24 protein-coding genes and 1 pseudogene are annotated in these 23,004 nt (G+C 52.3%); 14 read left to right on the forward strand and 11 right to left on the reverse strand.

The window, feature by feature from the left end; all coding sequences use genetic code 11:
• Positions 1-71: 71 nt before the first annotated feature.
• The 12 genes and pseudogenes from HPY58_08830 to HPY58_08885 all read left to right on the forward strand — a co-directional run bounded on the left by HPY58_08830 (position 72) and on the right by HPY58_08885 (position 10,067).
• Complete coding sequence (locus HPY58_08830) at positions 72-578, forward strand: hypothetical protein (GenBank protein NPV29739.1); 507 nt, start codon at positions 72-74, stop codon at positions 576-578.
• Complete coding sequence (locus HPY58_08835; protein ID NPV29740.1) at positions 562-1,425, forward strand: GHKL domain-containing protein; 864 nt, start codon at positions 562-564, stop codon at positions 1,423-1,425. The genes HPY58_08830 and HPY58_08835 overlap by 17 nt, the downstream gene beginning before the upstream one ends.
• Position 1,426: 1 nt before the next feature.
• Positions 1,427-2,094, forward strand: a pseudogene (locus HPY58_08840) (accessory gene regulator B family protein).
• A complete protein-coding gene (locus tag HPY58_08845; protein ID NPV29741.1) occupies positions 2,066-2,776 on the forward strand; it encodes a response regulator transcription factor in 711 nt (236 codons plus the stop codon). Before HPY58_08840 ends, HPY58_08845 begins: the two are co-directional and overlap by 29 nt.
• Positions 2,777-2,979: 203 nt before the next feature.
• Entirely contained in the window at positions 2,980-3,108 is a 129-nt protein-coding gene (locus HPY58_08850; protein NPV29742.1) for a cyclic lactone autoinducer peptide, read from the forward strand.
• A gap of 231 nt (positions 3,109-3,339) precedes the next feature.
• On the forward strand, positions 3,340-3,744 hold the full coding sequence (locus tag HPY58_08855; GenBank protein ID NPV29743.1) for a hypothetical protein: 405 nt from the start codon (positions 3,340-3,342) through the stop codon (positions 3,742-3,744).
• Positions 3,737-4,525: a hypothetical protein gene (locus HPY58_08860; protein NPV29744.1), complete on the forward strand. Its 789-nt coding sequence runs from the start codon at positions 3,737-3,739 to the stop codon at positions 4,523-4,525. Before HPY58_08855 ends, HPY58_08860 begins: the two co-directional genes overlap by 8 nt.
• A 484-nt stretch (positions 4,526-5,009) precedes the next feature.
• Positions 5,010-5,672, forward strand: a complete 663-nt coding sequence (locus HPY58_08865; GenBank protein NPV29745.1) for a hypothetical protein — start codon at positions 5,010-5,012, stop codon at positions 5,670-5,672.
• A 115-nt stretch (positions 5,673-5,787) separates the two neighbouring features.
• The gene (locus HPY58_08870; GenBank protein ID NPV29746.1) at positions 5,788-6,204 is read left to right on the forward strand and encodes a transposase; all 417 of its coding nucleotides are present in this window, start codon (positions 5,788-5,790) and stop codon (positions 6,202-6,204) included.
• Between the two features lie 410 nt (positions 6,205-6,614).
• Complete coding sequence (locus HPY58_08875) at positions 6,615-6,893, forward strand: hypothetical protein (protein NPV29747.1); 279 nt, start codon at positions 6,615-6,617, stop codon at positions 6,891-6,893.
• Between the two features lie 305 nt (positions 6,894-7,198).
• Positions 7,199-8,572: an ABC transporter ATP-binding protein gene (locus HPY58_08880; GenBank protein ID NPV29748.1), complete on the forward strand. Its 1,374-nt coding sequence runs from the start codon at positions 7,199-7,201 to the stop codon at positions 8,570-8,572.
• Positions 8,541-10,067 carry a hypothetical protein gene (locus HPY58_08885; protein NPV29749.1) on the forward strand — a complete coding sequence of 509 codons (1,527 nt, stop codon included), beginning with the start codon at positions 8,541-8,543 and terminating at the stop codon, positions 10,065-10,067. Before HPY58_08880 ends, HPY58_08885 begins: the two co-directional genes overlap by 32 nt.
• 83 nt (positions 10,068-10,150) lie before the next feature.
• Here HPY58_08885 and HPY58_08890 read toward each other — a convergent pair whose 3' ends face one another.
• Positions 10,151-10,609 (reverse strand): nucleotidyltransferase domain-containing protein, encoded by a 459-nt coding sequence (locus HPY58_08890; GenBank protein ID NPV29750.1) that lies wholly within the window; start codon positions 10,607-10,609, stop codon positions 10,151-10,153.
• 261 nt (positions 10,610-10,870) lie between these two features.
• On the opposite strand from HPY58_08890, the gene HPY58_08895 reads away from it, so the two are divergent.
• Both HPY58_08895 and HPY58_08900 read left to right on the forward strand, forming a co-directional pair.
• Positions 10,871-12,127, forward strand: coding sequence for a glycosyltransferase (locus HPY58_08895; protein NPV29751.1), 1,257 nt, complete (start codon positions 10,871-10,873; stop codon positions 12,125-12,127).
• Complete coding sequence (locus HPY58_08900) at positions 12,105-12,857, forward strand: HAD-IIB family hydrolase (protein NPV29752.1); 753 nt, start codon at positions 12,105-12,107, stop codon at positions 12,855-12,857. Before HPY58_08895 ends, HPY58_08900 begins: the two co-directional genes overlap by 23 nt.
• Positions 12,858-12,927: 70 nt before the next feature.
• Here the strand turns inward: HPY58_08900 and HPY58_08905 are convergent, their stop codons facing one another.
• From HPY58_08905 to HPY58_08950, 10 genes are all read right to left on the reverse strand, one after another.
• Positions 12,928-13,077 (reverse strand): CBS domain-containing protein, encoded by a 150-nt coding sequence (locus HPY58_08905; protein ID NPV29753.1) that lies wholly within the window; start codon positions 13,075-13,077, stop codon positions 12,928-12,930.
• A 308-nt stretch (positions 13,078-13,385) separates the two neighbouring features.
• The gene (locus HPY58_08910; protein NPV29754.1) at positions 13,386-14,219 is read right to left on the reverse strand and encodes a phosphoenolpyruvate hydrolase family protein; all 834 of its coding nucleotides are present in this window, start codon (positions 14,217-14,219) and stop codon (positions 13,386-13,388) included.
• 11 nt (positions 14,220-14,230) lie between these two features.
• Positions 14,231-15,574, reverse strand: coding sequence for a Tm-1-like ATP-binding domain-containing protein (locus tag HPY58_08915; GenBank protein NPV29755.1), 1,344 nt, complete (start codon positions 15,572-15,574; stop codon positions 14,231-14,233).
• Between the two features lie 26 nt (positions 15,575-15,600).
• Positions 15,601-16,359 carry a 2-phosphosulfolactate phosphatase gene (locus HPY58_08920; GenBank protein ID NPV29756.1) on the reverse strand — a complete coding sequence of 253 codons (759 nt, stop codon included), beginning with the start codon at positions 16,357-16,359 and terminating at the stop codon, positions 15,601-15,603.
• A 24-nt stretch (positions 16,360-16,383) separates the two neighbouring features.
• Positions 16,384-17,226: a phosphoenolpyruvate hydrolase family protein gene (locus HPY58_08925; GenBank protein NPV29757.1), complete on the reverse strand. Its 843-nt coding sequence runs from the start codon at positions 17,224-17,226 to the stop codon at positions 16,384-16,386.
• Between the two features lie 27 nt (positions 17,227-17,253).
• The gene (locus tag HPY58_08930; protein NPV29758.1) at positions 17,254-18,570 is read right to left on the reverse strand and encodes a ribulose 1,5-bisphosphate carboxylase; all 1,317 of its coding nucleotides are present in this window, start codon (positions 18,568-18,570) and stop codon (positions 17,254-17,256) included.
• 235 nt (positions 18,571-18,805) lie between these two features.
• Positions 18,806-19,390: a glycerol-3-phosphate responsive antiterminator gene (locus tag HPY58_08935; GenBank protein NPV29759.1), complete on the reverse strand. Its 585-nt coding sequence runs from the start codon at positions 19,388-19,390 to the stop codon at positions 18,806-18,808.
• Between the two features lie 319 nt (positions 19,391-19,709).
• Positions 19,710-21,725, reverse strand: a complete 2,016-nt coding sequence (locus HPY58_08940) for an ABC transporter permease (protein NPV29760.1) — start codon at positions 21,723-21,725, stop codon at positions 19,710-19,712.
• Complete coding sequence (locus HPY58_08945) at positions 21,700-22,599, reverse strand: ABC transporter ATP-binding protein (protein NPV29761.1); 900 nt, start codon at positions 22,597-22,599, stop codon at positions 21,700-21,702. The genes HPY58_08940 and HPY58_08945 overlap by 26 nt, the downstream gene beginning before the upstream one ends.
• A complete protein-coding gene (locus tag HPY58_08950; protein NPV29762.1) occupies positions 22,596-22,976 on the reverse strand; it encodes a GntR family transcriptional regulator in 381 nt (126 codons plus the stop codon). The genes HPY58_08945 and HPY58_08950 overlap by 4 nt, the downstream gene beginning before the upstream one ends.
• Positions 22,977-23,004 lie beyond the last annotated feature (28 nt).

Below are 23,004 nucleotides of genomic sequence, written 5' to 3' on the forward strand. Positions count from 1 at the left end.
TGGCGAAATATCCACTAAGACATTCGGCTCCCGGGGGGGCGGGGAGCGCCGGGAGAAAAGAGGCCTTGCTGATGGACAGGATGCCCTTTTACCTGGTGGTGTTTCATTCCATTCCGGAAACAGCCATCCTTATTTCTCTGGGTTTAATCTTAACCGGATATAAGCCGAAGCTGAAAAGCGTTCTGGTCATTGCTTCTCTTGAATCGTTAGTTTCCTTCCTGATCCGCAGCCTGCCGCTACTCCCCGGAGTCAATGTTTTCCTGCAGCTGCCCGTTTTGATCGTCTTAACGGCCTGCTGCTGCGGCCTGAGTTTGCTGGATGCGGCACTTGCCTCTCTGCTCGGCCTGGTCGTGTTAGCGCTGACGGAAACGGCGTTTAATTTTCTGATTTCTGCAGTTAGCGGGATTGCCGTCCGGCAGGCCCTTGAGGATCCCCTGCTGCGGGTGTTGTTCCCACTTCCCGAGTTTGTTTTTCTAACAGGAGCAGTGTTGATCTTGAGGCGATACAATTTAACTCTTTTCGATCTTCAGGAACTGAAGAATCTGGAGCAGTTGAAAGGTGATGAAAAAAAACAATAACTTATTTGTCGTCTTAACCATATTGATTTTCGCTGTAATCCTGGTAACTTTGGGGTTTTATCTTGAACGCCTGGTTGAAATCGGCCATGTGGTTTCCTCCGAAATAGCAGTTGCTGTCATTAATGCGGCGATTTTCACCATAGTGCTGTTCTTTCTCGTCATCTTAAGGAAGATGTTCTTACTGGAGAGGCACGAGAAATTCCTGAAGGTGAAAGAAATTTATATCGAGCATCTCCGGGAACTTGTCAGAGTGACGAGGGCCCAGAGGCATGATTTCGTCAATCACCTGCAGGTCGTTTACGCTTTGCTGAAGACCGGCAAAATCGAGCAGGCGCAGAGGTATATCGAAAACCTTTATCATGATGTCCGGATATCCGGGGAGATCCTGCGGGTGAATATCCCGGAGCTGGCGGCCCTGTTGCTGGTAAAGATGGGCATTGCCTCATTAAAGAACATCTCCTTCACTATCGAAGTCGATGCGAACCTGAGTACGCTCCGGCTGAGGCCCCTCGATTTGAACACGTTGGTCGGAAATCTGGTGGATAATGCCTTCGAGGCCGTCGAGTCTTTAGCTGCGGATAAAAGGACGGTTGCCCTGAGAATATTCGAGGCCGGCAGGCATTTTGTCTTTCAGACCGTCAATCCCGGTTTTATTGAGAAGGAACTCAGGGACAAAATATTTGAGCCGGGCTTTTCCACCAGGTCCGGCAATAGGGGATTCGGCCTGGCTTCCGTCAGGTCGGTGGTCGATAAAAACGGGGGGAAAATCCTGGTGAGCAGCTTCAAGGACCGGGGGACGAAGTTCACCGTGATTTTCCCTAAACAACAAAGGGGAAGGGGGCGGTAGCATGCCGACCATCCACGGACTGGCAGAAAAAGCCGCGGGTTACATCGTCCGCGAGCTGGGGAGCGACAGGCAAAAAGAGGGCATGCTGGTCTTCGGCCTGGAGCTGCTGCTGGGCTCGGCTCTGGAGTTTGCCCTGATCATGGCGCTGGCCTGTCTCTTCGGAATATTCCGGGAGACCCTGATCCTGGTTTTAACTGCAGGGACCCTGCGCCTGGTTTCCGGGGGCGAGCACTGCCAAGGGTATTACCGCTGTCTGATCGGGGGGACGGTCTTCTTTTTACTGATGGGCTGGCTGGTTAAGTGGCTGAAGTCCGCTATTGCTTTCCAGGGCCTTATTTTGTTAATGATAATTACCTTCATAGCGGTTATCGCGATCATTGGAAGTATGCCCCCGGGGAAACGGAAAACAAGCCGCTGACCGAAGCGGAGAGGGTCAGAGGCAGAAGGCTGTCTTTTGCAGTTGCCGGAATTTTCTTTGCCGTGGTGATTCTGCTGTTAATTCATAAAGCCGATCAAGCGTACGTGCTTCCGGTAATCGTTGGTGTATTATGTCAAAGCTTTACCCTCACCCCGTGGGGATACCGGTTTATCAGGTGGGTTGACGCCATGTTGAATTTCAGGGATCAAGGTGGTGTCGACAGTGGGCCTGAGGGTGCTGATAGCCGATGACAACCCGGCTACCGCAGCGTACTTGAAGAGGGTGATCGAAGAGGTGCCTGGGGTCGAAGTGATTTCCATCGCCGGGGACGGCAAGGAGACCATCAGGCAGGTGGAAATTTATCAGCCCGATGTGGTGTTTCTGGATATCGATATGCCGGGAATGAACGGATTGGATGCAGCCAGGGAGCTGGCAGAAATGCAGCCGGGCCTCTTTTTCGTTTTCGCCACCGCCTTTCCCGATTTCGCCCTGGAAGCGTTTGAGCTGTATTCCTTTGACTACATTTTAAAGCCTTTCGATGAGGCAAGGATCCGAAGGACGGTCCGGCGCCTGAAGGATAGAATTTGCAAACCCCAGAACCGGCGCAATGAATTTATCTTAATCAAATCGGATAAGCGCAAGCTGGTGATTCACCCGGAAGAAATTCTTTTCATTGAAGGCCGCCGGCACAAAATTCTCATTAAAACGGAAAAAGGGGAACACCTTGTACCAGGTAAATTGGGCGAACTGGAACGGCAGCTTGATCCCCTTGGTTTCTTCAGGTGCCACAAGGGATATCTCGTTAATTTAGAAAAGATCAGGGAAATTGTCCCTTCAGGTCAGGCATATAACATTGTTCTGCACTCTGGCGACAGGGTTTTCTTAAGCCGGGAGCGAGAGAAAGCCCTGCTTAAAAGGCTCGGAATAGAGTAGACTTTTTCCGGTAGTAGGATTTAGGATAAGCGAACGCGCATCATCATAACCGTTAGTTCAACGGTTATTTTTGTTTAAAATCCGTTCATGCAGCAATATCATCCGTTTGTGCAGCGATATGCTCCGTCTGGGAAGATCAGGCAGGAGAATGGTTTTCCACGTCTAAAGAGATTTGCAAAACCAATTTCCCGGAGGTGAGTAGCATGTTCAAACCGCTTAAGACAAATCTTCTGCGATTTGCTTCGGCCTTGCTCCTGCTCGTAGCGGCGACGGGAGCCAGCACCACTTGCTGGTTCCACTGGTATCAGCCGAAAGTGCCGGAAAAGGGATAACCAATATTCTATTTAGGGGTTATTCAATGAACAGCCCCCGATGAACCGGCAGATCGTTGACCATCATTCACAAGGGGCGAATACACTCCCTTTGCAGAGCAAAGGCGCAGGCATATTTATCTTACCTGTTACTCCACCTTTGTAAAGAAAGGCCAAAAAGAGGAAAGGTAATTCTTCTCTAAAGAGTGGCTCCTGTAGCTGGCAAATAGCCCGGGTATTGGGGGTATTATGATGAAAAAACTATTGACCTTTGTAATAGCTGTAACCATCATTTTCTCGCTCTATGTTATCTGGCTCAAAAGGAAAACCACTTGCTCATCCTGTGGCTTTGCCACCCTCGGTTTACCGGTTAACGAGCTTACATTGGCAATTCTTGCATTAGGTGGGTCATTGGTTATCGCTATCAGTTACTACCTTTCTCAAAAAGTGCGGGGATTTCAATACGTGAGCCTGGGCATTTCAGGCATTTCAGCCGCCGTTGCGTCTTTTCTGATGGCAGTCCAAATGAAGCGCATCATCTGTTGGCCGTGTCTCATCACAGACATTTTGTTTTATTTAATTTTTGTTTTAGTGTGCTTGGATACTTTTTGCCATCTTAAAGGAAAAATAAAATTAGGAGGGATTGAAAATGATTAAGATCCTTGGAAAGTCCTGGCAACGGGTTGTTGCGGTTATGCTAGCTGTCGTTATGCTAGCAACACCGGCAATTGCTGGTGTTGCTACTGCAAGTGTAACAGGTTTAATTTCTGGGAATGGATTATTATATAGGGACAAAAAGTCTAACGAGGTAGGTCCTGAAGCGAAAAAATTAGGAGTAAGATCATATAAGGTAGAGACTGATGGCGATATAACTATTGTAAACTATACCCATGAGTCAACTGCTAAAGGTGGCGTTTTACGCATAAACCGGTATGATAGGGAATATTTGGCATTAGAACTGAGAAATTCAAAGGGTTTGAGTAGTATTGAATGGGATTTACCGAACGGCAAGTTTACTTATATTGACACGAAAGGTCGGTCTGCAGTTTTTAAGTACAATTCTACTGAAAGAAAATGGTCGGCTGATAGTGATCTTTCAAAAAATATTGTAGACGAGAACAAATTCGATATTGCTCTTATGGCTGCAATAGCTGCAGATTTCGATCCGATAATAAGAACAAAACCAGCCGAAACTTCTTCCGAGATACAAATGCAACAGAGTCTTTGTAGTGATTACGAACACCCGGTCGTTGGCAGTAGTGTTGCTACTACGAGAAGTCTGGGATGTTATAAGGCGCGACAAGATGCTGCCCCTAAATGTTCCAATCAATGGTGCATTGGGTGCCATGAATACTTGAGCTGTGACTGTGCCTGTGGAATAGGTGATTATTTTTGCATTTGCTCTATAATTGGTTTTCCTTGTGAGCCATGTTATTGAAGCATATTGTCAGGCATTTATCACCACTGGGGAAGATTTTACTAAAAAATCTTCCCCAGCTTTACGTATTTTGGTAATAAGTTTTGGTAAATTCAGGTAGGGATGTACTATGAACAGTTTAGATGCTCTAGTTTTGCCACAAGCTTTAATAGTACTTCTACTGGCATCAATCTTAACAATATATTGGACTTGGCAACTTATAAGGTGTTACCGCCAGGAACCTGACGGAATAAATAAGGTAGCATGGCTGGTGTTTATCGCTTTAACTCATTCTGCAGGAGCTACCGTTTACTTATTGTATAGGTTGATTTATAAAAGGCGAGATGGAAATCATCAACGCAAGAGTTGGAGATAACCCCAAACTCCCTAACCTAACCGTTTTTCCGGTAGCGTAAAATCAATTGTGTAAAAAGGAAAAACCACAAAAAAGGGCGTACCCTCAAATATAGACAATTCCCAAAACAACCAAAAGGAGGGTACACCTTTGAAAATCAGTTTACCAGAAGAAATGCAGGATGTCGAGGTCAACGAGAAATGGGGGCAGGAAATTCTCATCAACGATCTGGCTCTCTATATCAGGCAGTTCATCAAACATGCCCTCCAAGAAGCAATCAAGCAGGAACTGACCAAATTTCTGGGTTACGAGCAGTACCAGAGGGGAAATGGCAAAAGGGATAACAACCGCAACGGGTATTACGAAAGGGATCTCCTCACCCGGTTTGGCTTGATTGAAGATATTCAAGTGGAGAGATGCGTAACGGCGAATTTGAATCGAAGGTTCTCCCTCGCTACAGGCGGAGAGAAGAAAAAATCGACAGGCAGATTATTAGATCTTTTCATCGGCGGGATCAGCACCCGGAAAATGAAGAAGATCACGAAGGAACTATTGGGCAAGGGTTATTCTCCCGGAACCATTTCCAGGATCAACAAAGAGCTGACTCAGGAAATGCGGGCCTGGCTGGAGCAGCCTCTTGAGGACAATATCATGTATATTTTCTTAGACGGCTTGAATCTTCCCGTAAAGAGGTTCACAGTAAGCAAAGAATCGCTTCTGGTGGCCATCGGCATCACCACCGAGGGTTACAGGAAGATCCTGGGGGTCCAGCTTGGAGAGAGATGCGCGCCTCCTCCTGGAGGGAGTTCTTGAAAGACTTAAAAAGGCGGGGGCTCAAAGGAGAAAATCTCATCATGGGAATCATGGACGGCCTGCCGGGCCTTGAGAGTGCCTTCACCGAGGCTTTCCCTAACACATCAGTGCAGAGGTGTGTCGTCCACAAGCTCCGGAACATCGCGGCAAAACTTTCCCGCAAAATCCGAAAAAGTTTTGTCTCGACCACGCCAAGCGCATCTTTTATGCCGGCTCCCATGAAGAAGCTGAAGAACGCTTTCATGCCTGGAAAGATGCCTGGGAGAAAATAGCGCCTACAGCCGTAGCGTGCCTGGAAAAAGACCTGCAAGCAGTGCTTCAGTTCTATACCCAGCCCAAGCCGTTGTGGAAGCTCCTGCGCTCCACCAACACCATTGAACGCACCTTCAAGGAATTTAAAAGAAGGACAAGGCAGATGGAAAGCCCTGAGGACTGCTGCCTAAGGTGCATTTTTGTAATATCCCTGAATCGAACCTGGTCGGAAAAGAGGATTGATGGGTTCTTGAAAATGCAGCAGAAAGTGGTTGCCTAAAAATGCTAATCTTTGAGGGTTGCCCTAAACATAAAAAATTTTACACAAGAGTATTGACACTACCTTAATCGGAAATCAAGGATCTGAATGAAGCCAGTATAACAAATTTCGATGCACGATTATAACACCGTATTAAGGAAAGTGGGGTCGACAAATGGAGAAATTAACGACCAACATGAGTTTATCATTGTGAACAACGACATAAGCCAAGTAGCAGGGTTCCATCAAGGGGTTCGGCAGTTGGGCTCTGCGTGTCGGGCCTTTTTTCTTTTTTGCTTTTTGGATTGAGCTCTATCAAGCTGGATGCGTTGTTAGCAGTAGAAAGATGATAGGATGCGGCGAAGTTGTTAATAATTTTTTGAGTATAAAGTTAATCATTTTATGAAGCTATCAATTTAAGGAGGGAACTCATGGATTTTAAGATCGTTCTCACATTAGTATTGTTGCTGGGTTTAATTTACTACTTTCGCCAAGCACATACTTCACAAAAAAACAAAAGCAGAATCATCGATCTTCTGGTAATCGGAGTTGTTCTTTTAGTTTCTCCAAGACTGAGTGCTTACATTGAAGCAAGTTTCTCCTCTCAGCCGGCCGGGATCAATGACCCTTTTGAAGTTGCCGGAATCTTGCTCTTTGCTTATGGATGGCTGATTTTGATTGTAGAAAAATTTTGGGAGGGACTCAAATGAAATTGTACAAAAGTATAAAAGTGTCTGGTGCAGCTTCGGTGATGATTGGGAATTCACTGTTCCTGCATGGCAAATTTCTTTACCTGGAAAAAACCTGGAGGCATCAGGTTTAGAATGTTGAAAATGGACCGATGGAAAACAGTTTTGTTTTTCGTGCTGATAATCGGAGCTGGAGGGTTGATGGTGGTTGGACAGCGGTTTAAAGAGGATTACGGTTAGGAGGTAATACATTGTCCGGGAACAGCAAAGAAATCTTTAGGAACACCGGGAAATCCACCCAACTCCGGCAATTCATGTTCGGGTTAATGCCGATCATTTTTATTGAACTGTTTGTAGTAGGGATCGCTGTCTATCTTTTATTGCCCAAAAGTTGGCCGCTTTTTCTGATCATTGCCATATTGCTTTCCTTATATTGCTATGCGGTTAACTCCATACGTTTAATGCTTCAATCTGCCCATGTTTTAACAGGCGACGAACTCTTCATCCGTTTGGGTTCGCGGTTTAAAAGCCGGATTCCGCTCCCGCTGGTGACTGCTGTTGAAAGGGCATCTCCGGCCTCGCTCCCCAAGCCCGATATCGCCGGCATTGCCGTTATCCGGGATGGAGATTGCCTGTATTGCCTCTCACGCACGAGCGATGTTATTCGGATCATGCTCTCAAAGCAGATCATGGTAAAAGCTCCGGCGGCGGGAAGCAGAAGCAGGCAGGGGTTGGTTCGGGAGATTTTGATCAACGCCGACGAGCCGGAGGGGTTTATCGAGAGACTAACTGCAATCACCGGTTCAAGGCAACGGCCCGATCCAGGAGTGTCCGGCAAAAACATAGTTCCTGGAGTTGGAGAAGAAAGAATATTAGTGGAACAAGCAATGAGAACCGGACTGTTTGAAGCAAACAGCACCCCTAACCTGGAGCTCAAGGGCCTGACCAGGTATTACGGTGATTACCCTGCCGTTCAAGACCTCTCTTTGCAGGTCTTTCCCGGCGAAATATTCGGCTTTCTCGGCGCAAATGGAGCAGGGAAGACCACCACCATCAAAATGATCACAGGCCTCCTGCGGCCGACGGCGGGAACGGTGCTGGCGCTGGGAGAGGATTTATGGAAACCGGGCGCGGCTGTTCGCCGTCGCATCGGATATGTTCCCGACTCACCGCTGGTTTATGAAAGGTTAACGGCAAGAGAGCACCTTACTATGGCAGGCTGCCTCTACAATCTGCCGCAGGACAGGATCAAGAAGAGAGTGGAAGAACTCCTGGCCATCCTTGACCTTCAGAATTGGGCCGATCAGATGATTGCAACCTATTCCATGGGAATGCAGCGCAAGGTCTCATTCGCTCTCGCCCTTCTTACCGATCCGGAGATTATTATTGTTGATGAACTTACCAATGCCTTCGATGCTCCAACTCTGGCCGATATCAAAGAAATTCTAATCAGTCTCAGAAACGACGGGAAAACGGTGTTTCTCTCCACCCATGTGATGGATGTTGCCGAAAAACTCTGCGATCGCGTGGGCATCATTCACAAGGGGCGGCTTATCGCCCTGGGCAAGGTGGAGGAGCTTTGCCGGGCGGCAGGGGTTGAAGGCGGTCTCGAGCCTTTGTTTTTAAAGCTTACCGGCATTCAGGCGAAAGCAAGGGGGTGGACTGCCAATGGGCAACTGGTGGACACTGGCAAAAAATAAACTCAAAGAAACCTGGAATGAGCGGATGCGATTCGGCCGCTCCGGCTTATGGTTCGTACTGTTAGAACTGGCAACACTCGTGATGATATGTTTTGGAATGGGTTCAGTCCTTAAAAACCGGGCGGATGGTCTGGAACCGGCGGGTATTTTGGGTTTCCTTACGGTAATGACTTTTCTGGTGGCCTTCGGCAACGGCTACCTCTTTTCCGAACGGATGCTGTTCGGACGCACCGCCCGGGTGGACCGGCTGCTTGCCGTAGCCCCGCGGGATGTCGTTTTGTCCACGGTCCTCGTTGCTTACCTGGCGAACCTGCGGCCGACCCTGCTGAGCCCTATTCTGATGGCCCTGGCGCTGGCGCACGCGTGGTTTCCTGAGAAGCAGATCCCTCTTTTGGGTCTGGCGTTTCTTGCCCCATTCTTCGGTACTGCCCTGGCGGTTTTGGCGGTCGTGCTTGTCAAGAAGTTCCTGAACAGGTTGAGCGGTCTGGCCTTCATCATCGCACCCGCACTGCAGGTCGGTGGGCTCGCAGGAACTGTGTGGCTGGTAATAGACCTGGCAGGAAGACGGACGATAACACGGGAAGCGTGGATCAACTTGCCGGCATTCCAGCACCTCCTTTGGTGGGCACCGGCACTGCTCATGACAGGCGGCATACTCCTTTTCGCCCTGGCGCGATTGGCGCATTTATGGGAGGAAACTCAGTGGCAGCTGGAAGGCCGGGGCAGCCGGAGGCAGGAAAAAAATCAAGTTCGCAGTATCCTGGCATTGCTGTCGGCTTTCCGTCTGCCGCCACCCATCCAGGCGGTTATATTGAAAGAATGGTTGTCCCTCAGGCGAAACCCTTTAACCACCCTCCGGATTGTGGCCTGGGCTATCATTTCACTGGCTCCACTTCTGTCCCCTGGATTACGCTCGTTGATTTCTACCTTTCCTTCTCCATTAATTGCAGTATTTGCAATCTGGTTTTTCTGCTTCGGGGAGCTGGTTGCCACGGCCTACCAGGCCGAGGGCCGCCGCCTGGGGCTGTTGTGGCTGGCGGCCGTTTCACCCGGCCAATTAGCTCTGGGGAAATTCTTAGCCTACCTTCCTCTGGCTTTGTTTGCAGCGGGAACGGCGGGCGTGATGATTTTAATCTTCAGTTTGCAGAGGGCATCGGCCTTGCCGATGATCATCCTTGCTTTTACCGGTACAGTGGCGGGAATCGCCCTGTCCCTGGCCCCGGCAAGCCTTTCCATGAATACGGTCAATTACCAGGGCAACTCTCTTACTGAATTGGCCTTCGAGCAAGTCCCTACAACGTTTTACAGCATTGCTTCAACAATCATCTTAGGGGGGCTCCTGGCAGCCTTTAGCATTGCGCCTGTTTTCCTGAAAAGCACCGGGATGGTACCGCTCTTCTCCGCTTGGATTGGTGCCGTTGCCGGTTCTGCAATCATAGGAATTGCGGGGATAGCAGCAGCCAGTTATTTGTTGAAACGGCGCTTTCTGTTGTAACAATCGCCTGGAGTAACTGTGCCGGGAGGGGTAAGAATTAAAAACTTACTGGAGCACTTCTTGAAAGTTCGGAGAGAAAAAGGTCAAGATCGTTTTTCAACTCTAAGGTGGTCATACTTCACGCTTCCAGGGCCTCCTTCAAGTAGCGCTTCCGGAGCGGGGGGCAAAATCGTAATACTCGATGGTGTCTGCTCCTGAAAGGCAACCCGGAGGTCTTCGTCTTTTTCAAGAATGCGAGTTCCATTACGGAGTACGCTATACTTAAATGAAAGGGGCGCCTCGTTTAAAATACGGAGATCGACGGGATAATGTATCAGTTCTTCCAGGGCGCTTTCCAGAGCCAACTCATAATAAGTGCCGCTTCCTGCTGGCACCGGAGAGAGATAGATAGCGAGATCAATATCTCCAAATGTTTCTTGCTCTAGAAATGAGCCATGGGCGTACGCGAAGCTTATCTCCGGTTGCGCCTCCAGAAGGTTTTTGATCTTGGCAAGGATTACCTCTTTTTTTCTTGCGCCAGGTAATACCTTTTCTTTAACAATTTTCTCACTCTAGAAATTTATCTAAATTTAAAGGATTTGCCCATCATATAATGAAAAACTGCTAAATTATTTGTCTATCCGCTTAATCTTTGGATTTGAAAATAATTAGCAAATAAATTATATTATTTACGAACAACCTCAATTAATTAACTAAGTTGTTTGTTCAAATACATTGCAAGTTGAGATTTATCAGAGGAATAGGGTTATCCACAGATCCGTAAATAAGGGTGGTTGGTTCTTTACAGCAAAAGGGGGGTAGTTATGAACTTTCATGGCAAAATGTTGTTTATCTCTGTCCACGGCGATCCTTTCGCCAGACTGGGCAATATTCAGTCGGGAGGTCAGAATGTCTACGTCAGGGAATTGGTACAGGCGCTTGATTCCTTGGGCATCGAGGTAGATGTTTTCACTCATTATTCAGATCCGAAGTTTCCCGAAGAGGAACCCCTGGGCAAGAACTCTCAAGTAATAAGGCTTCAGGCAGGATATAAAGGATTTAGATCCAAACATCAAATGTTACAGATCCTTCCCAAGTTCACGAGTGAGCTTAAACAATATATGGGGAAACGTAATAAATATACTTTAATACACAGCAATTACTGGCTGTCTGGCTGGGTAGGGTTACAACTGCAAAAGATCTATCGTATACCCCGGGTACATACCTCCCATTCGCTCGGAATCGTCAGAAAGAACGCTCTGGGTACGAATAACCCGTTGCTTTCAGTTCGCCTGCAAATAGAAAAAGAAGTGCTGCAGAAAGCGGATAAGGTGATAGCGACAACCCCTCTTGAGCAAAAAATATTATCCGACTACTACTCGGTAGATCCCCAAAACATATCGTTGGTGCCCTGTGGTGTAAACACCAATCTTTTTCATCCTGCTGAAGACAATAAGCCTCTAGGGCTGGTGAAAGAAAACAAAAAGATCATTCTTTTTGTGGGTCGGTTTGAGGAAAATAAAGGTCTGCAGGTTCTCTTAAAATCATTCGACATTTTAAAGAAAAAGCACCCCTCAACGGCGGCGGAGACCTTGCTGGTAATTGTCGGTGGTGATAGTTTGGATACACCACCGGCCTCCCTGAGCCCCGAAAAAAAGAAATATATGAAGTTCATTCGGGAAAATGGGCTTTCCGACCAGGTTGTCTTTACAGGGCCGGTACAACATAGTTCGCTCCCTTCCTGGTATGCCGGTGCATGGGTTACAGTGGTCCCTTCATATTATGAATCTTTCGGGCTGGTTGCCTTGGAGGCGATGGCCTGCGGGTGTCCTGTAATAGCTTCCCGTACCGGAGGTTTACAACAAAACGTTCTCCATGGTAAAACTGGACTGCTTGTGGAGCCAAAAAACCCGATGGATCTGGCAACAGCAATAAATTATCTGATTACGAACGAAAAGGCCAGGAACGAAATGGCGAAGCAAGCAGCACTTCATGGAAAAAAATTTACTTGGAAAAAAACAGCTTCAAACCTTGTAGCAATTTATAAGGAGGTTGCAGATGGCGGGAGAAAGTCCAAGTAAAAAACCTAAATATATCCTGGCAACAGATCTCGATGGCACGCTTGTGGGTAGCCGATCGGCATTGAGTGAGTTCAACCGCTTGATGTTAAAACACAAAAATGATATTCTTCTGGTTTACATCACAGGAAGAACCCTTATATCAGCTTGGCAGCTCATTGTTCAGGAAAACCTTCTGTATCCCCATGTGCTGATTACAGATGTGGGAACAGAGATTTACACTCCCCCCTGGTTTAGACCGGACCTGGTATGGGAGAGCCTAATGGCATCCAACTGGGACGAGAAAGAAATCAGGTCTGTAATTGAAAGGATAGAAGGCTTGCAAAAACAAGAAGTGCATGCAAGATTCCGGCTTGCTTACTATACTGACAGGACAACATTTAAAGAGACTGTTGCACGGCTTTTCGAATCTGTCAGACAGACCAAACTGCCTGTAACAATAGTTCCTTCTATGGGATACATCATTGATGCTATCCCTTCTTGTGCAGGGAAGGGGGCAGCGCTCCAATATGTACAGAAGCTTTATTGCATTAAAAGAGAGCATACCCTCGTTTGTGGCGACAGCGGGAATGACCTGTCCATGTTTTTAAAAGGGTATAAAGGAATTGTGGTCGGGAACGCCCAGCCGGAACTTAAAGAAAGTATCAAAAACATCCCTGATGAGATTTATTTATCCAGGTCACACTATGCAGAAGGAATACTGGAAGGTCTGAAATCATACGGGGTTATTTAACACCCCAGGTAATAACCCAACTCCTAATACGATAATTCCTGCAAAAATCAGACCGGTTATATTCTGTTCATCAAAAAAAACCACCCTCTTCTTTTAAGAGATAACGGTTATAAGCACTAACGATATCGCTTCTGGTAATAACACCTATCACTTTTCTGCTGCCCTTTTCTTCCACAACGGGAACTCTCCCAATGTCTCGCAGTGCAAATTTCCGTGATATTTCTTCCGCAGTTTAATTTGGATGGTACAGGGCTTCCCCAGTTAAGCCTGCCTGCCTGAGCATGAATCCGTCTATCCTAACTCCCCAGGTTATCCAGCCTTCGAGCTTTCCCACTTCACGCAAGGTCACCCACCTGGAGAGCCAACCCCGGTTAGCTCATTCCATGCTCTTCCTTCGGCCTTCTTCAGACCCGCCGTTGCCGGCGACGCCCTTGCCTGCGGATGGTCTTCCCGCTTACTCAGTGACAGGGTTTCTTTCAATCCACCGGCTCAGCAGGCATGCTGGGCGAACGTAAAACGGCTGGGGGTTTACCCCAGCCGGATCTCCTTGTACTGCCTGGTGATCTCCACTATCGCCGTCTCGGTGGGCAGGCGCTCACCGCTGGAACCGGCGGCATATCCCACCGCACCGGAGTTCATAATGGAATACCGGGCGGTTTCCACGTCCTTGAAGGGGCCGCCGTGGGTGAGAACGAGCACCTCCGGGTTCACCTCTCTGGCAGCCCTGCAGATCTCCTGGATGTGCCTGGTGGCATCCTCGAGGCTCTGGGACTTTTTCGCCCCCGTCAGGCCGCCGACGGTCACCCCCACAATGGCGCCGATCACGTCGGCGCCGGCTTCGGCCATGATCCGCCCCTCCTCCGGGGTAAAGGCCCAGGCCACCGTGAAGACATCCTTCCTGTGGGCGGTTCTGATCAGTTCCACTTCCCGGGAGAAGCCGATCCCCGCAGCCTCGAGCTGCTCCGCAAACTCCCTGCCGTAAATGCCCACAAAGGGCTCGTTGGTAATCCCGGAAAAGCCCATCTCCAGCAATTCGTCAATGAACTTTTCCATATTCAGGGCGGGGTCGTGGGCGCCGATCCCGGCGATGCACGGGGTTTCCCTCACCGCCGGAAGGGTCTCCCGGGCCATCCTAGCCACGTGTTCGTTGGCGTTGGAATAGGGGAGCCAAGCCAGCAGGGAGGGCTGACCCATCATCCGGTAGTAGGCGGTGCTGTAGACGCCGATGAGATCGGCTCCGCCCATTTCGGCGCACCTGGCGGTCAGGCCGATCCCCGCCCCGAACATGAGGAGGGCCTTTCCCTGCCGGACCTGGCCGCGCAGGCGCTCCAGCACCTCTTGCCGCGTATAGCGCTTAGCCACCGGAACACCCCCTAGAACGGAACGACGTAGGGAAGGTCCTGGTGGCTTCCCTTCTTCCACTTGCCGTTCAGCATCTCTTCCAGCAGTTCCGCCATCAGGTCGGCGAACTCGGGCTCGTTCAGGTGCCTGTCGACGATGATCACGTCGAGATTCGGCTTGTCCCTGTCAATGACCTTGCGCAGGGCGGATACGAAATAGCCGCTCCGCAGCGACCATCCGGGATGATCCGGGTCTTCCGCCCAAACGGGTCCCGGCCCGGGCCCCGCCCAGCCGAGATCCTTGTTCGGCGCCGGAAGGTCGCAGGCACCCCAGCCCCGCATCGGCACGCAGAGCACCGTCGGCCCCTTTGCCCTGTTGAGCTTTTCGGCGATATGCTCCCCGATGCGGTACGCCTCCTCGGTGGACACCCCGATGCACGTCACCATCGGGTTGTGGACGTAGAGGCCGCGGCCGGGCCGGTCGGTCTCCTTGAGCAGCCTCTCCGGCACCGTATCCTTGGGCCCGAAGTTGATCAGGTCGAGGCCGCCCGGTGCCACAACCTGGGGAATTCCCTTCTCCCCGGCGGCTGTGAGGCGATCCGGGCCCGCACTGAGCACGCCTCCCAGCAAAAAGTCACCGATCTCGTGGGTGGTGATGTCCAGGATCCCCACGATGTAGCCGTCCCGGATCAGTTCCTCCATCGACCGGCCGCCGCTGCCCACGGCGTGGTTGATCATAACATCGTAGCCCCGGTCCTCAAAGTACTTTGACGCCCGCAGAACGCAGGGGGTGGTGACCCCGAACATCATGCACCCGATGAGCGGCTTTTCTGCAACCGCCCCTGTTTCCGGAGCATTTGCCATACCCACAATGGCGCCTGCGGCGTTGTTCAGAATCCGGCGGGTCACCTTGTTGAGGCCGGCCTCGGCGATGGGATACATCAGGCAGAGGTCCTTGGTCCCCACGTAAGGGCTGACGTCCCCGGAGGCCATGGTGGTCAGCATGAACTTCGGGAGTCCGATGGGGAGGGTCTGCATGATGCGGGTGGCGATGCTCGCCCCCATGGACCCGCCGTAGGCGATCATCCCGTCCAGCCTGCCTTCCCTGAGCAGTCTGGCGACAAGTTTCGAGGCGGCTTCGACGATGATGTCGGAGGCCTTGCCCCGGTCCAGGGCGAAGATCTCCTCCTTTGTGCGGCCGATCTCACCCAGGACCTGGCCGATGCCGATGTCGGCCCAGCCCACTTCCCGCCCGACGCTCAATTCCAGTATGGTCGGCTCGCCGCCGGCGGCCCTGACTCGTTCGGCCAGGTACCTAATCTCCTGCCCCTTGGTATCCAGGATTCCCGCCACGATAATGCTCGGTCCCTTTCCCATAGCTTTGTCCTCCTTTCCGGACAACCTCAGGTTAAAGGCGTGAATTCGCAGGGATTGCTGTTGATGAGGACGGGCACCAGATCAGAAACGTCGACCCTGCTGCAGGAGGCAATGTCCTCCTCTCGTTTTATCTCCACCAAGCGCCGCCCGCTGCTAGACTCCATAAAGCAGGACCTGATGTCCGGGTAGGAGTCAAACAGCCGGTGGGCGGCCCGGGCGGCGTCGGAGACCATCAGATCAAGTTCCATTTCCTTTCCCGTACGCAGCAGGGTTTTGACCAGGTAACCGGCGCAGCAGGCATCGTCCAGGACGAATCTTCCCTTTTCGCCGGCGCAGACGATCCCGACTCCTGTACCGTGTTCCCGGACAAGCTCCAGTGCCCTCCTGCAGCAGGCGGATGCGTTGAGAAAACAGCCGATAAGCACCGCCCGGGAAAAGGCCGCCTTTTTGATTACCTTTGTCCCGTTGGTGGTGGTCAGAACGGCCTTTTTCCCCCGGAGATTCATCCCCTCCAGCTCAAAGGGGGAATTGCCGAAATCGAACCCTCTTACTGTCAGGCCGTTGCGTTCCCCGCCGATGAGCCACCCCTTTTCCCGGGCCAGGGCCCGGGCCCCGGCAACTGATCCTACAGTATAGACGCTCCGGCAGCCCTTATCCAGAAGAGTGACGATGGTGGAACTGGCGCGGATCACGTCCACCACGATGCAGACCAGGTCTCTCCAGGCAGGCCGCACCTCGGATGGCACCAGGGCAACGTCGACTAAAAGCGTGCCCATCCCCATCAAAGCTCATCCCCCTAAACTGCGGTTCTATTTCTTCAGCGGAACGTTCTTAAACTGGCGTACCGCCTCGGTGAGCGGCACCTCGATCGGAATGCGCTCGATGCTGGAGGCACCCAGGAAGCCTACCGCCTCGGTGTGCTGGTAGATGTAAGCGGTGTCCTCGGGACTGGAGATGGGGCCGCCGTGGGCGAAGATCATGATGTCCGGGTAGCCTTGCCTGGCCGCCCTGGTCATCTCCCGGATGAGCTCCGCGGACTGCTCCAGGGTCATGGTTTCGGCATACTTGGAGCCGATAGAACCCCCCTTGGTGAGGCCCATGTGGCAGATGAGGACGTCCAGCTGGGCCCGGCCGACCATGGCCGCTTCCTCCACGTTGAAGGCATAGCCGAGGGTGAAGAAGCCAAGCTCCTTGGCCAGCTTCAGGGCTTCAATCTCCACGCCGTAGCCCATTCCGGTGTCCTCCAGTTCCTTGCGGAACCTCCCGTCAATGAGGCCTACGGTGGGGAAGTTCATGACGGCCGAGAAGCCGATCTCCTTGAGCTGCTTCAGGTAATAGCGCATCTCCCGGGTGGGGTCCGTCCCGCAGATCCCGGCGATCATGGGGGTCTCCTTGATTACCGGGAAGACCCGGTTGGCCAGGTCGATGACGATCTGGTTGGCGTCCCCGTAAGGCATCAACCCGGCCAGGGAGCCCTTGCCGTCCATCCGGAACAGCCCGGAGTTGTAGACCCCGATCAGGTCGACACCCCCCCTCTCCGCAAACTTACCGGAGATCCCGGTGCCGGCACCGGCGATGATGACCGGTTTCCCCTCCGCAATGGTCTTCTTCAAGCGGGCCAATACCTCTTCTCTGGTGTACTGCTTTGCCATTTCCCGACAACCTCCTTGTTTTTTTATTTAAGCCTTGATTTCAAAGATGCCCGGCCTTTCCTCATCGGGATAGCCCCAGGCATCAAGCGCAGCCTTTAATTCGGGATGATCTTTGGCCGCATCCCGCAGGTCGATGCCGTTCATGGCGGCGTCGATTGCCTGCCGCATCGCCCTTCCCCCGGCCTCGGGGCCCATCGGGTGACCGTGAATGGCGCCTCCAGCCCCCAGAATGCAGTCGTTCCCCAGGTCTCTGATGATGGCGGGCACCACAGAAGGCATCACCCCGCCGCCCGGCATGGGAAAAGCCGGCTTAAAGTGCAGCCACTTACTTAAAAGATGATGCCCGATCTCCAGATAGCGTTCCCTCAGGAACGGGAATTTGCCGAAGGGGCTCGGGTAAACCACGATGTCGGCCCCTGCCAGCCGGGCCAGCTTGCCCAGGATGAGGTGGGAGCTCATACCGGAATAGGGGGATTCGTACATGGTTCCTGCAAAATCCAGGTGCGCCAGGATCGGCACGTTGATCTCCGGGTCCTCGGCCAGTGCCTGCAGCACCGAAATACCGACGGTCAGGTAGTTGAGCATGATGCCGTTTGCCCCGGCATCGATCGCCCGCCTGGCGTTGTCCCGGACCCTGTCGGCCCGGTCGGTAACGTTTACGGTGTAAAGCACCTTGTGCCCCGTCTCTTCGTAAATACGTCTGGCCTCCTCCATGTAGAGCCTGACCCTGTCCACCATCGGGCAGAATACCGGATCGGCGATCAGTTCATCATCCTTGACGATGTCAACACCCCCCCGGGCGGCACGGGAAAACAGCTTGGCGCCGACCTCCGGGGTGTAGCCGGTGCAGGGCTTGATCATGTTGTTCAACAGCGGCCGCTTTTCCACTCCCAGGATCTCCCGGACTCCCTTCGTTCCGAACTTGGGGCCCTTGAAGCCCTTCAGGAAGGGTGTGGGGAATTTGAGGTCCAGGAGCTTCAATTTCCCGGACATGGAGATGTTGCCGATAACAGTACTCAAGAGCATGGGGATCTGGGGGCCGAAATTCACCACCGGATAGGCGAGCTGGAAGACGAACTGCCTTGTCCTGGCTTCTGCGGGCACCTCAAACTCGTACCCCGGCACTTCGTAAATACCCACTACCTTTGCCACGTGCTTTTCACGCACTTCCGGGGTTTCTTCGGGGACCGCAACCCAGGTTCCTGTTGTTTGCTCTACCGCGATGGCGCTGATCTTCGAGACGATATCGCTCCCGACACCTGTTTCCAGATAGTAGGTGGCGATCACGTAACTGTCCTCTTTTTCGATCTGTTCAGGAATGGCAAGCATGTCCAATGACGACACTAAAATCTCCTCCTTGTCCGTGGGCCGTATCGCACGTAGCATTTAGAGTATCTCCCCAAATACACCGCCTTATCAGACCCTCATGGCAGCCATCACCTCGATCACGCCGGTGTAAACAAAAAGTCCCACCCCTGTAACCTTACGGTTACTCCAGGAGTGGGACTTACTCTCGTCTCTAGTCCCGGCTTAATATGACTTTCAGTTTATATCTTCGATATGAAATTTAAAACTCCTTCTAAAGATTTTCGACGTTCCACAATTTTTCCGCGCTGGTGTCCACGGCAACCGCTCCGGCCTTGAGAACCAGCCGGAGATCCTGGATGCCTTTGATCAGTCCCGCTGCGATAATCGGCTGTTGAAAGTGCTCCCTGAGCTCGTCCATCACCCGGAGCACGGCCAGCCCCGGCAGGACCTCGATGAAGTGGGGTTTCGACTGTTTCAAAACACTGATGCCGGTGGCGATGGAAGGGGAATCGTGGGCGAACAGCCTCTGCACCGTGAGCAGTCCTTCCTTGCGCGCCGCGGTGATCAGCTGGCTGCCAGGCGTGACTATCCCGGTGACCCGGGCCTTCTCTTTCAAGAACCTGACGGCGGTGTGATCCCTGCCCAGCCCGGCTATGAGATCCACGTGGACCAGCACCAGTTTGTTGTGCTTCTCCAGTTCACGGCCGATCTCTTCTACGTTGAAAATATCACCGGAAGAGATCAGAACAACCCGCGCTCTGCAGGAAAGCGCAACCGGCAGCAGTTCCTCCCTGCGGAGCGACGCAATCACCGGGTAGGCTTTGATCGCCTGCATGAATTCCGCTATCCGGGGCATCTCATATTACCCTTTTTCCTCAAAAGATTCAAATGTCGCCTTTTGATGAAAGCGAAATACAATTCAGGGGCCACCTACTCCTTTTTGGAAAAACCGAAGCTGCCGAGTTTGCCTTCAACGGAACGGCATTCGCGGATGCAGAATGCATAAGGTTCTGCTCTTTTATTTTTGCTGCTTTATTTTTAATTATACCACACCGGTTATATACGAAACATTTCAGTCAAGAAATGTCGTCGAAGATGCAAGGGGTGAGATAAAAAGGCCGGGAGGTGCATTGCTCCCGGCCTGATTAACGGTTTTCGGGTGTGATCCGAACTAATTAATCCAGCTGTTCCAGGTATTCTCTCAACGCCTCCGAAGCCGGCCAATCCCGCCGGATGGAGCGGTGGTACTGGAAGGCGCCCGCTGCCGTCTTTCCGTAAAAGGTTACTTCGACGGTTTTTCGCGGGCCGGGGCTGCCCTCGGGGCCGGATATGTAGAGCAGTTCCTCGATCAGCTGCCGGTCCCTGATCTCAATCTGCCCGGTCACCCGGCCGGTCTCATCAACCTCGGGAGGTACGCGATATTCCAGGACGGCATATTCGACCTCCTCCGGCAGCAGCGCGACTTTCTCATAATACCCCTTTTCGTTGAGCCAGGCAACAGCCGACCTGTAACTGGTTCGAAGGTTGTAGTATTCCGGAACCGGATGGTTTACCGGCATTCCGGCGGAGTACACGATGCTGGCATGCAGGTGCTCTCCGGTATCGGCGGTCATTTCTTCAAAAGTGGTGTTGAGCAAATCCTGCTTCAACCGGGCGGTAAACTCTTCGATTTCAGCCTTGTCTACCAAGAAGATCGGCCCTTTTGGGGTCCTGTCATCGTCGATCTCGATCATTTTTATCCTGGCAGGGTTCTGCACCAACACCGGGAACCTGGCCTGTTTATACTCCAGGGACTCGTACAGGGGTTTAAGAAGGGAGGCGTAATCCCTCTCGTCGAAGGAATACCGGCGGGCCAGATAGCCGTCATCCAGGATATAAACGAGGTAATGGTCAATCCCTTCTTTAGGGCGAGGATGCTTCAGCAACTGCCGGTGCAGGAGAATGATGTTTTTGATGTTGTTTCGATCTTTGAAAAAGGTGCCGCCTCTGTACCCTATGTTTTGCTCTCCGGTGCTTTCCTGCTCGTCTTGAAGCATCCAACCACCGATACTGGTGCCGAAGTAAACCTTCTTCACCTTTTCCGGGGCGGGAACCCGGTGCACATAACCGGTGGCGTCGGTGGCAATCCCCAGCAGCAGCACCGCCACCACCACGGCATATCCCAGGTAACCCTTGTACGACGACCAGACCTTCAAAGATTTCTGCAGCAGGGCCTCGGCCGTCAGGTACCCCAGCAGGGAACCCAGCACGTAGCCCAGGGCGATGACGGGGAAAGCGCCTTGATACGCGGCGGCAAAGTAGGCTCCCGCCAGCAGCATGGTGCAGGCGGTCACTCCGTACTTGAAAACCGGGCGCAGGACCGGAAAGGCAACCACCTCGCCGGCGGCTTCGGCGGGCCTCCACCTGTAAACAAGGAGGGCGACGGCCAGGAAGAAGAGGGCCGCCAGAAGGTATACCGCAACGGTTCCGGAAACGTTTTCGGCGGCGGAGAGATTCCTGGAAGTGGCGCCGGCAAACACCATTAGAGGAAAATTATACTGTAGTTTGTCGGGTTGGGTGATGACGGCATAGCCGTAAACCAGGTGCCGGAGGTTTTCGGACAGGAGCACGTGCAAACCGCTGGGCAGGACCTGCAGGATGTAGGTGAAGATGATGTGGGCAACAGTATTCCCCGTGAACATTCCTACAAAAACGGCGATGGAAAAGGTTAATGTGTCGAAAAGGGCCGTCATGCCCATCCACCGGAGAATGTCCCACGCCGTATAATACTCCTTCAAATGGGTAGCGGCATTCAGGGCCAGGAGCACCAGGCCCGTGGCCAAAACGGGCAGGAGCAGCAGCACCAGCCCCGCCGCTGTGTGGCTGAGAAAGAGGGTCTTCCGGTCGAGGGGGAGGCTGTGCAGGACTGCCGTTGCCCGTCCGTTGTGTAGATATTGAAAAAGCAGCATTGCCAGGATGACGGGCACGGTGCAGATCAGGAGGGCCTGCAGCCCGCTCCCGCCGGAGAAAATATCCAGCGAGCGCCGCAGCATTTCCCCGACCCATTCACTGTCTACGGGCAAATTCTTCATCATGTGGTCGAAGGGCAGGATTAAGAGCAGGGCGATGCCGTACAGGGCGCCGATCCACCAGAACCTTTTGAGATCGCTGGCAATCACTCCTTTACTAAATAAGGACACTTTGAATGTCATAGCCGATTCCCCCCAGCTCATAGATAAAAATCTCCTCCAGTGTCAACGGCAAAATATCCAGAACGACCGGGTTGGCCCGCCGCACCTCGGACAGAAGCCGGTCTTTATCCCCCCTCACAATCAACTGAAGGATGCTCCCGCTTTGCTGCCGGTGCAGAACCGTTTCCGTCTGAAGGAGGTCTGGAGGCACTTCTCCGGCAAACGCAACCTGAATTTTATGAATATCCGTCTTTAACTCATCGAGATCTCTTTCCACCAGGATTGTGCCGTTGTGCAGGATCCCCACATGATCGCAGACATCCTCCAGCTCCCGCAGGTTGTGGGAGGAGACCAGCACCGTGGTTTCGCGTTCGGCCACATCCTGAAGCACCAGGTTCCAGACCTGTTTCCGCATCACCGGGTCCAGGCCGTCCACCGGCTCGTCCAGGAGCATCACCCGGGGCATGGCGCAGATCCCCAGCCAGAAGGCCACCTGTTTCTGCATCCCCCGGGACAGACGGGTGACTTTTCTTCTGGGGTCGATGGAGAACACCTGCTTCAAGAGCCGGTATCTCTCCCAGCTCCAGGCGGGGTAGAGGCCGGCATAAAACCGGGCCGTTTCCTCAATGCTGTATTGGGAGAAGAAATAGAGCTCGTCGGGTACGTAAACCAGGTGCGCCTTAACCTCGGGATTCTCGTAAACCGCCCGCCCGTCGATGGTGACGGTTCCTGCATCCTGCCGGTAGACACCGGCCAGATGCTTGATGAGGGTGGTCTTGCCGGCTCCGTTAGGCCCCACCAAGCCGTAAACGGAGCCTTTCTTGACATTGATACTGACGTTCTCCAGAGCTTTGATTTTGCCAAAGCTCTTGCTGAGCTTTCTGACCTCTATCACTCAATCAGGCCTCCTTTCCTGTAGATGGCGCGAACGACCTCCATCAGGTGCTCGAGCGGTTCGTTCAGATACATCAGCTCAGAAACGGTTTTTTCCAGTTCCCGAAGCAGCTCCTCCCGCCGGGGGTTGTGGGCCGACCGGTCCTGTGGGGCGACAAAGCTGCCCTTGGCCCGGATGGAGTAAATGAACCCCTCCGCCTCCAGGTCCTTGTAGGCCTTCTGGATGGTGTTGGGATTGACGGTCAGCATCTGGGCGAGTTCGCGCACCGAGGGTAACCGCTCGTCCGGCTTCAACACCCCGCTGATGATCAGCGTCTTGATTTTTTCCTTGATCTGTTCGTGCAGGGGTCGGCGATCCCTGAAGTCCAGCTGTAACATAGGCACCTCCTCTCTGTATTAATAACAT

The organism is Bacillota bacterium, from assembly GCA_013177945.1.
In the GTDB taxonomy this organism is placed as follows: Bacteria; Bacillota; DSM-12270; order Thermacetogeniales; family Thermacetogeniaceae; genus Ch130.

Bases quoted from the DNA above. Each gene is read 5' to 3' on its own strand.
- HPY58_08830 (NPV29739.1), top strand. From the start codon at position 72: ATGGACAGGATGCCCTTTTACCTGGTGGTGTTTCATTCCATTCCGGAA.
- HPY58_08835 (NPV29740.1), top strand. From the start codon at position 562: ATGAAAAAAAACAATAACTTATTTGTCGTCTTAACCATATTGATTTTC.
- HPY58_08850 (NPV29742.1), top strand. From the start codon at position 2,980: ATGTTCAAACCGCTTAAGACAAATCTTCTGCGATTTGCTTCGGCCTTG.
- HPY58_08855 (NPV29743.1), top strand. From the start codon at position 3,340: ATGAAAAAACTATTGACCTTTGTAATAGCTGTAACCATCATTTTCTCG.
- HPY58_08860 (NPV29744.1), top strand. From the start codon at position 3,737: ATGATTAAGATCCTTGGAAAGTCCTGGCAACGGGTTGTTGCGGTTATG.
- HPY58_08875 (NPV29747.1), top strand. From the start codon at position 6,615: ATGGATTTTAAGATCGTTCTCACATTAGTATTGTTGCTGGGTTTAATT.
- HPY58_08880 (NPV29748.1), top strand. From the start codon at position 7,199: ATGCCGATCATTTTTATTGAACTGTTTGTAGTAGGGATCGCTGTCTAT.
- HPY58_08885 (NPV29749.1), top strand. From the start codon at position 8,541: ATGGGCAACTGGTGGACACTGGCAAAAAATAAACTCAAAGAAACCTGG.
- HPY58_08895 (NPV29751.1), top strand. From the start codon at position 10,871: ATGAACTTTCATGGCAAAATGTTGTTTATCTCTGTCCACGGCGATCCT.
- HPY58_08900 (NPV29752.1), top strand. From the start codon at position 12,105: ATGGCGGGAGAAAGTCCAAGTAAAAAACCTAAATATATCCTGGCAACA.
- HPY58_08915 (NPV29755.1), bottom strand. From the start codon at position 15,574: ATGGGAAAGGGACCGAGCATTATCGTGGCGGGAATCCTGGATACCAAG.
- HPY58_08925 (NPV29757.1), bottom strand. From the start codon at position 17,226: ATGGCAAAGCAGTACACCAGAGAAGAGGTATTGGCCCGCTTGAAGAAG.
- HPY58_08935 (NPV29759.1), bottom strand. From the start codon at position 19,390: ATGCCCCGGATAGCGGAATTCATGCAGGCGATCAAAGCCTACCCGGTG.
- HPY58_08940 (NPV29760.1), bottom strand. From the start codon at position 21,725: ATGACATTCAAAGTGTCCTTATTTAGTAAAGGAGTGATTGCCAGCGAT.
- HPY58_08950 (NPV29762.1), bottom strand. From the start codon at position 22,976: ATGTTACAGCTGGACTTCAGGGATCGCCGACCCCTGCACGAACAGATC.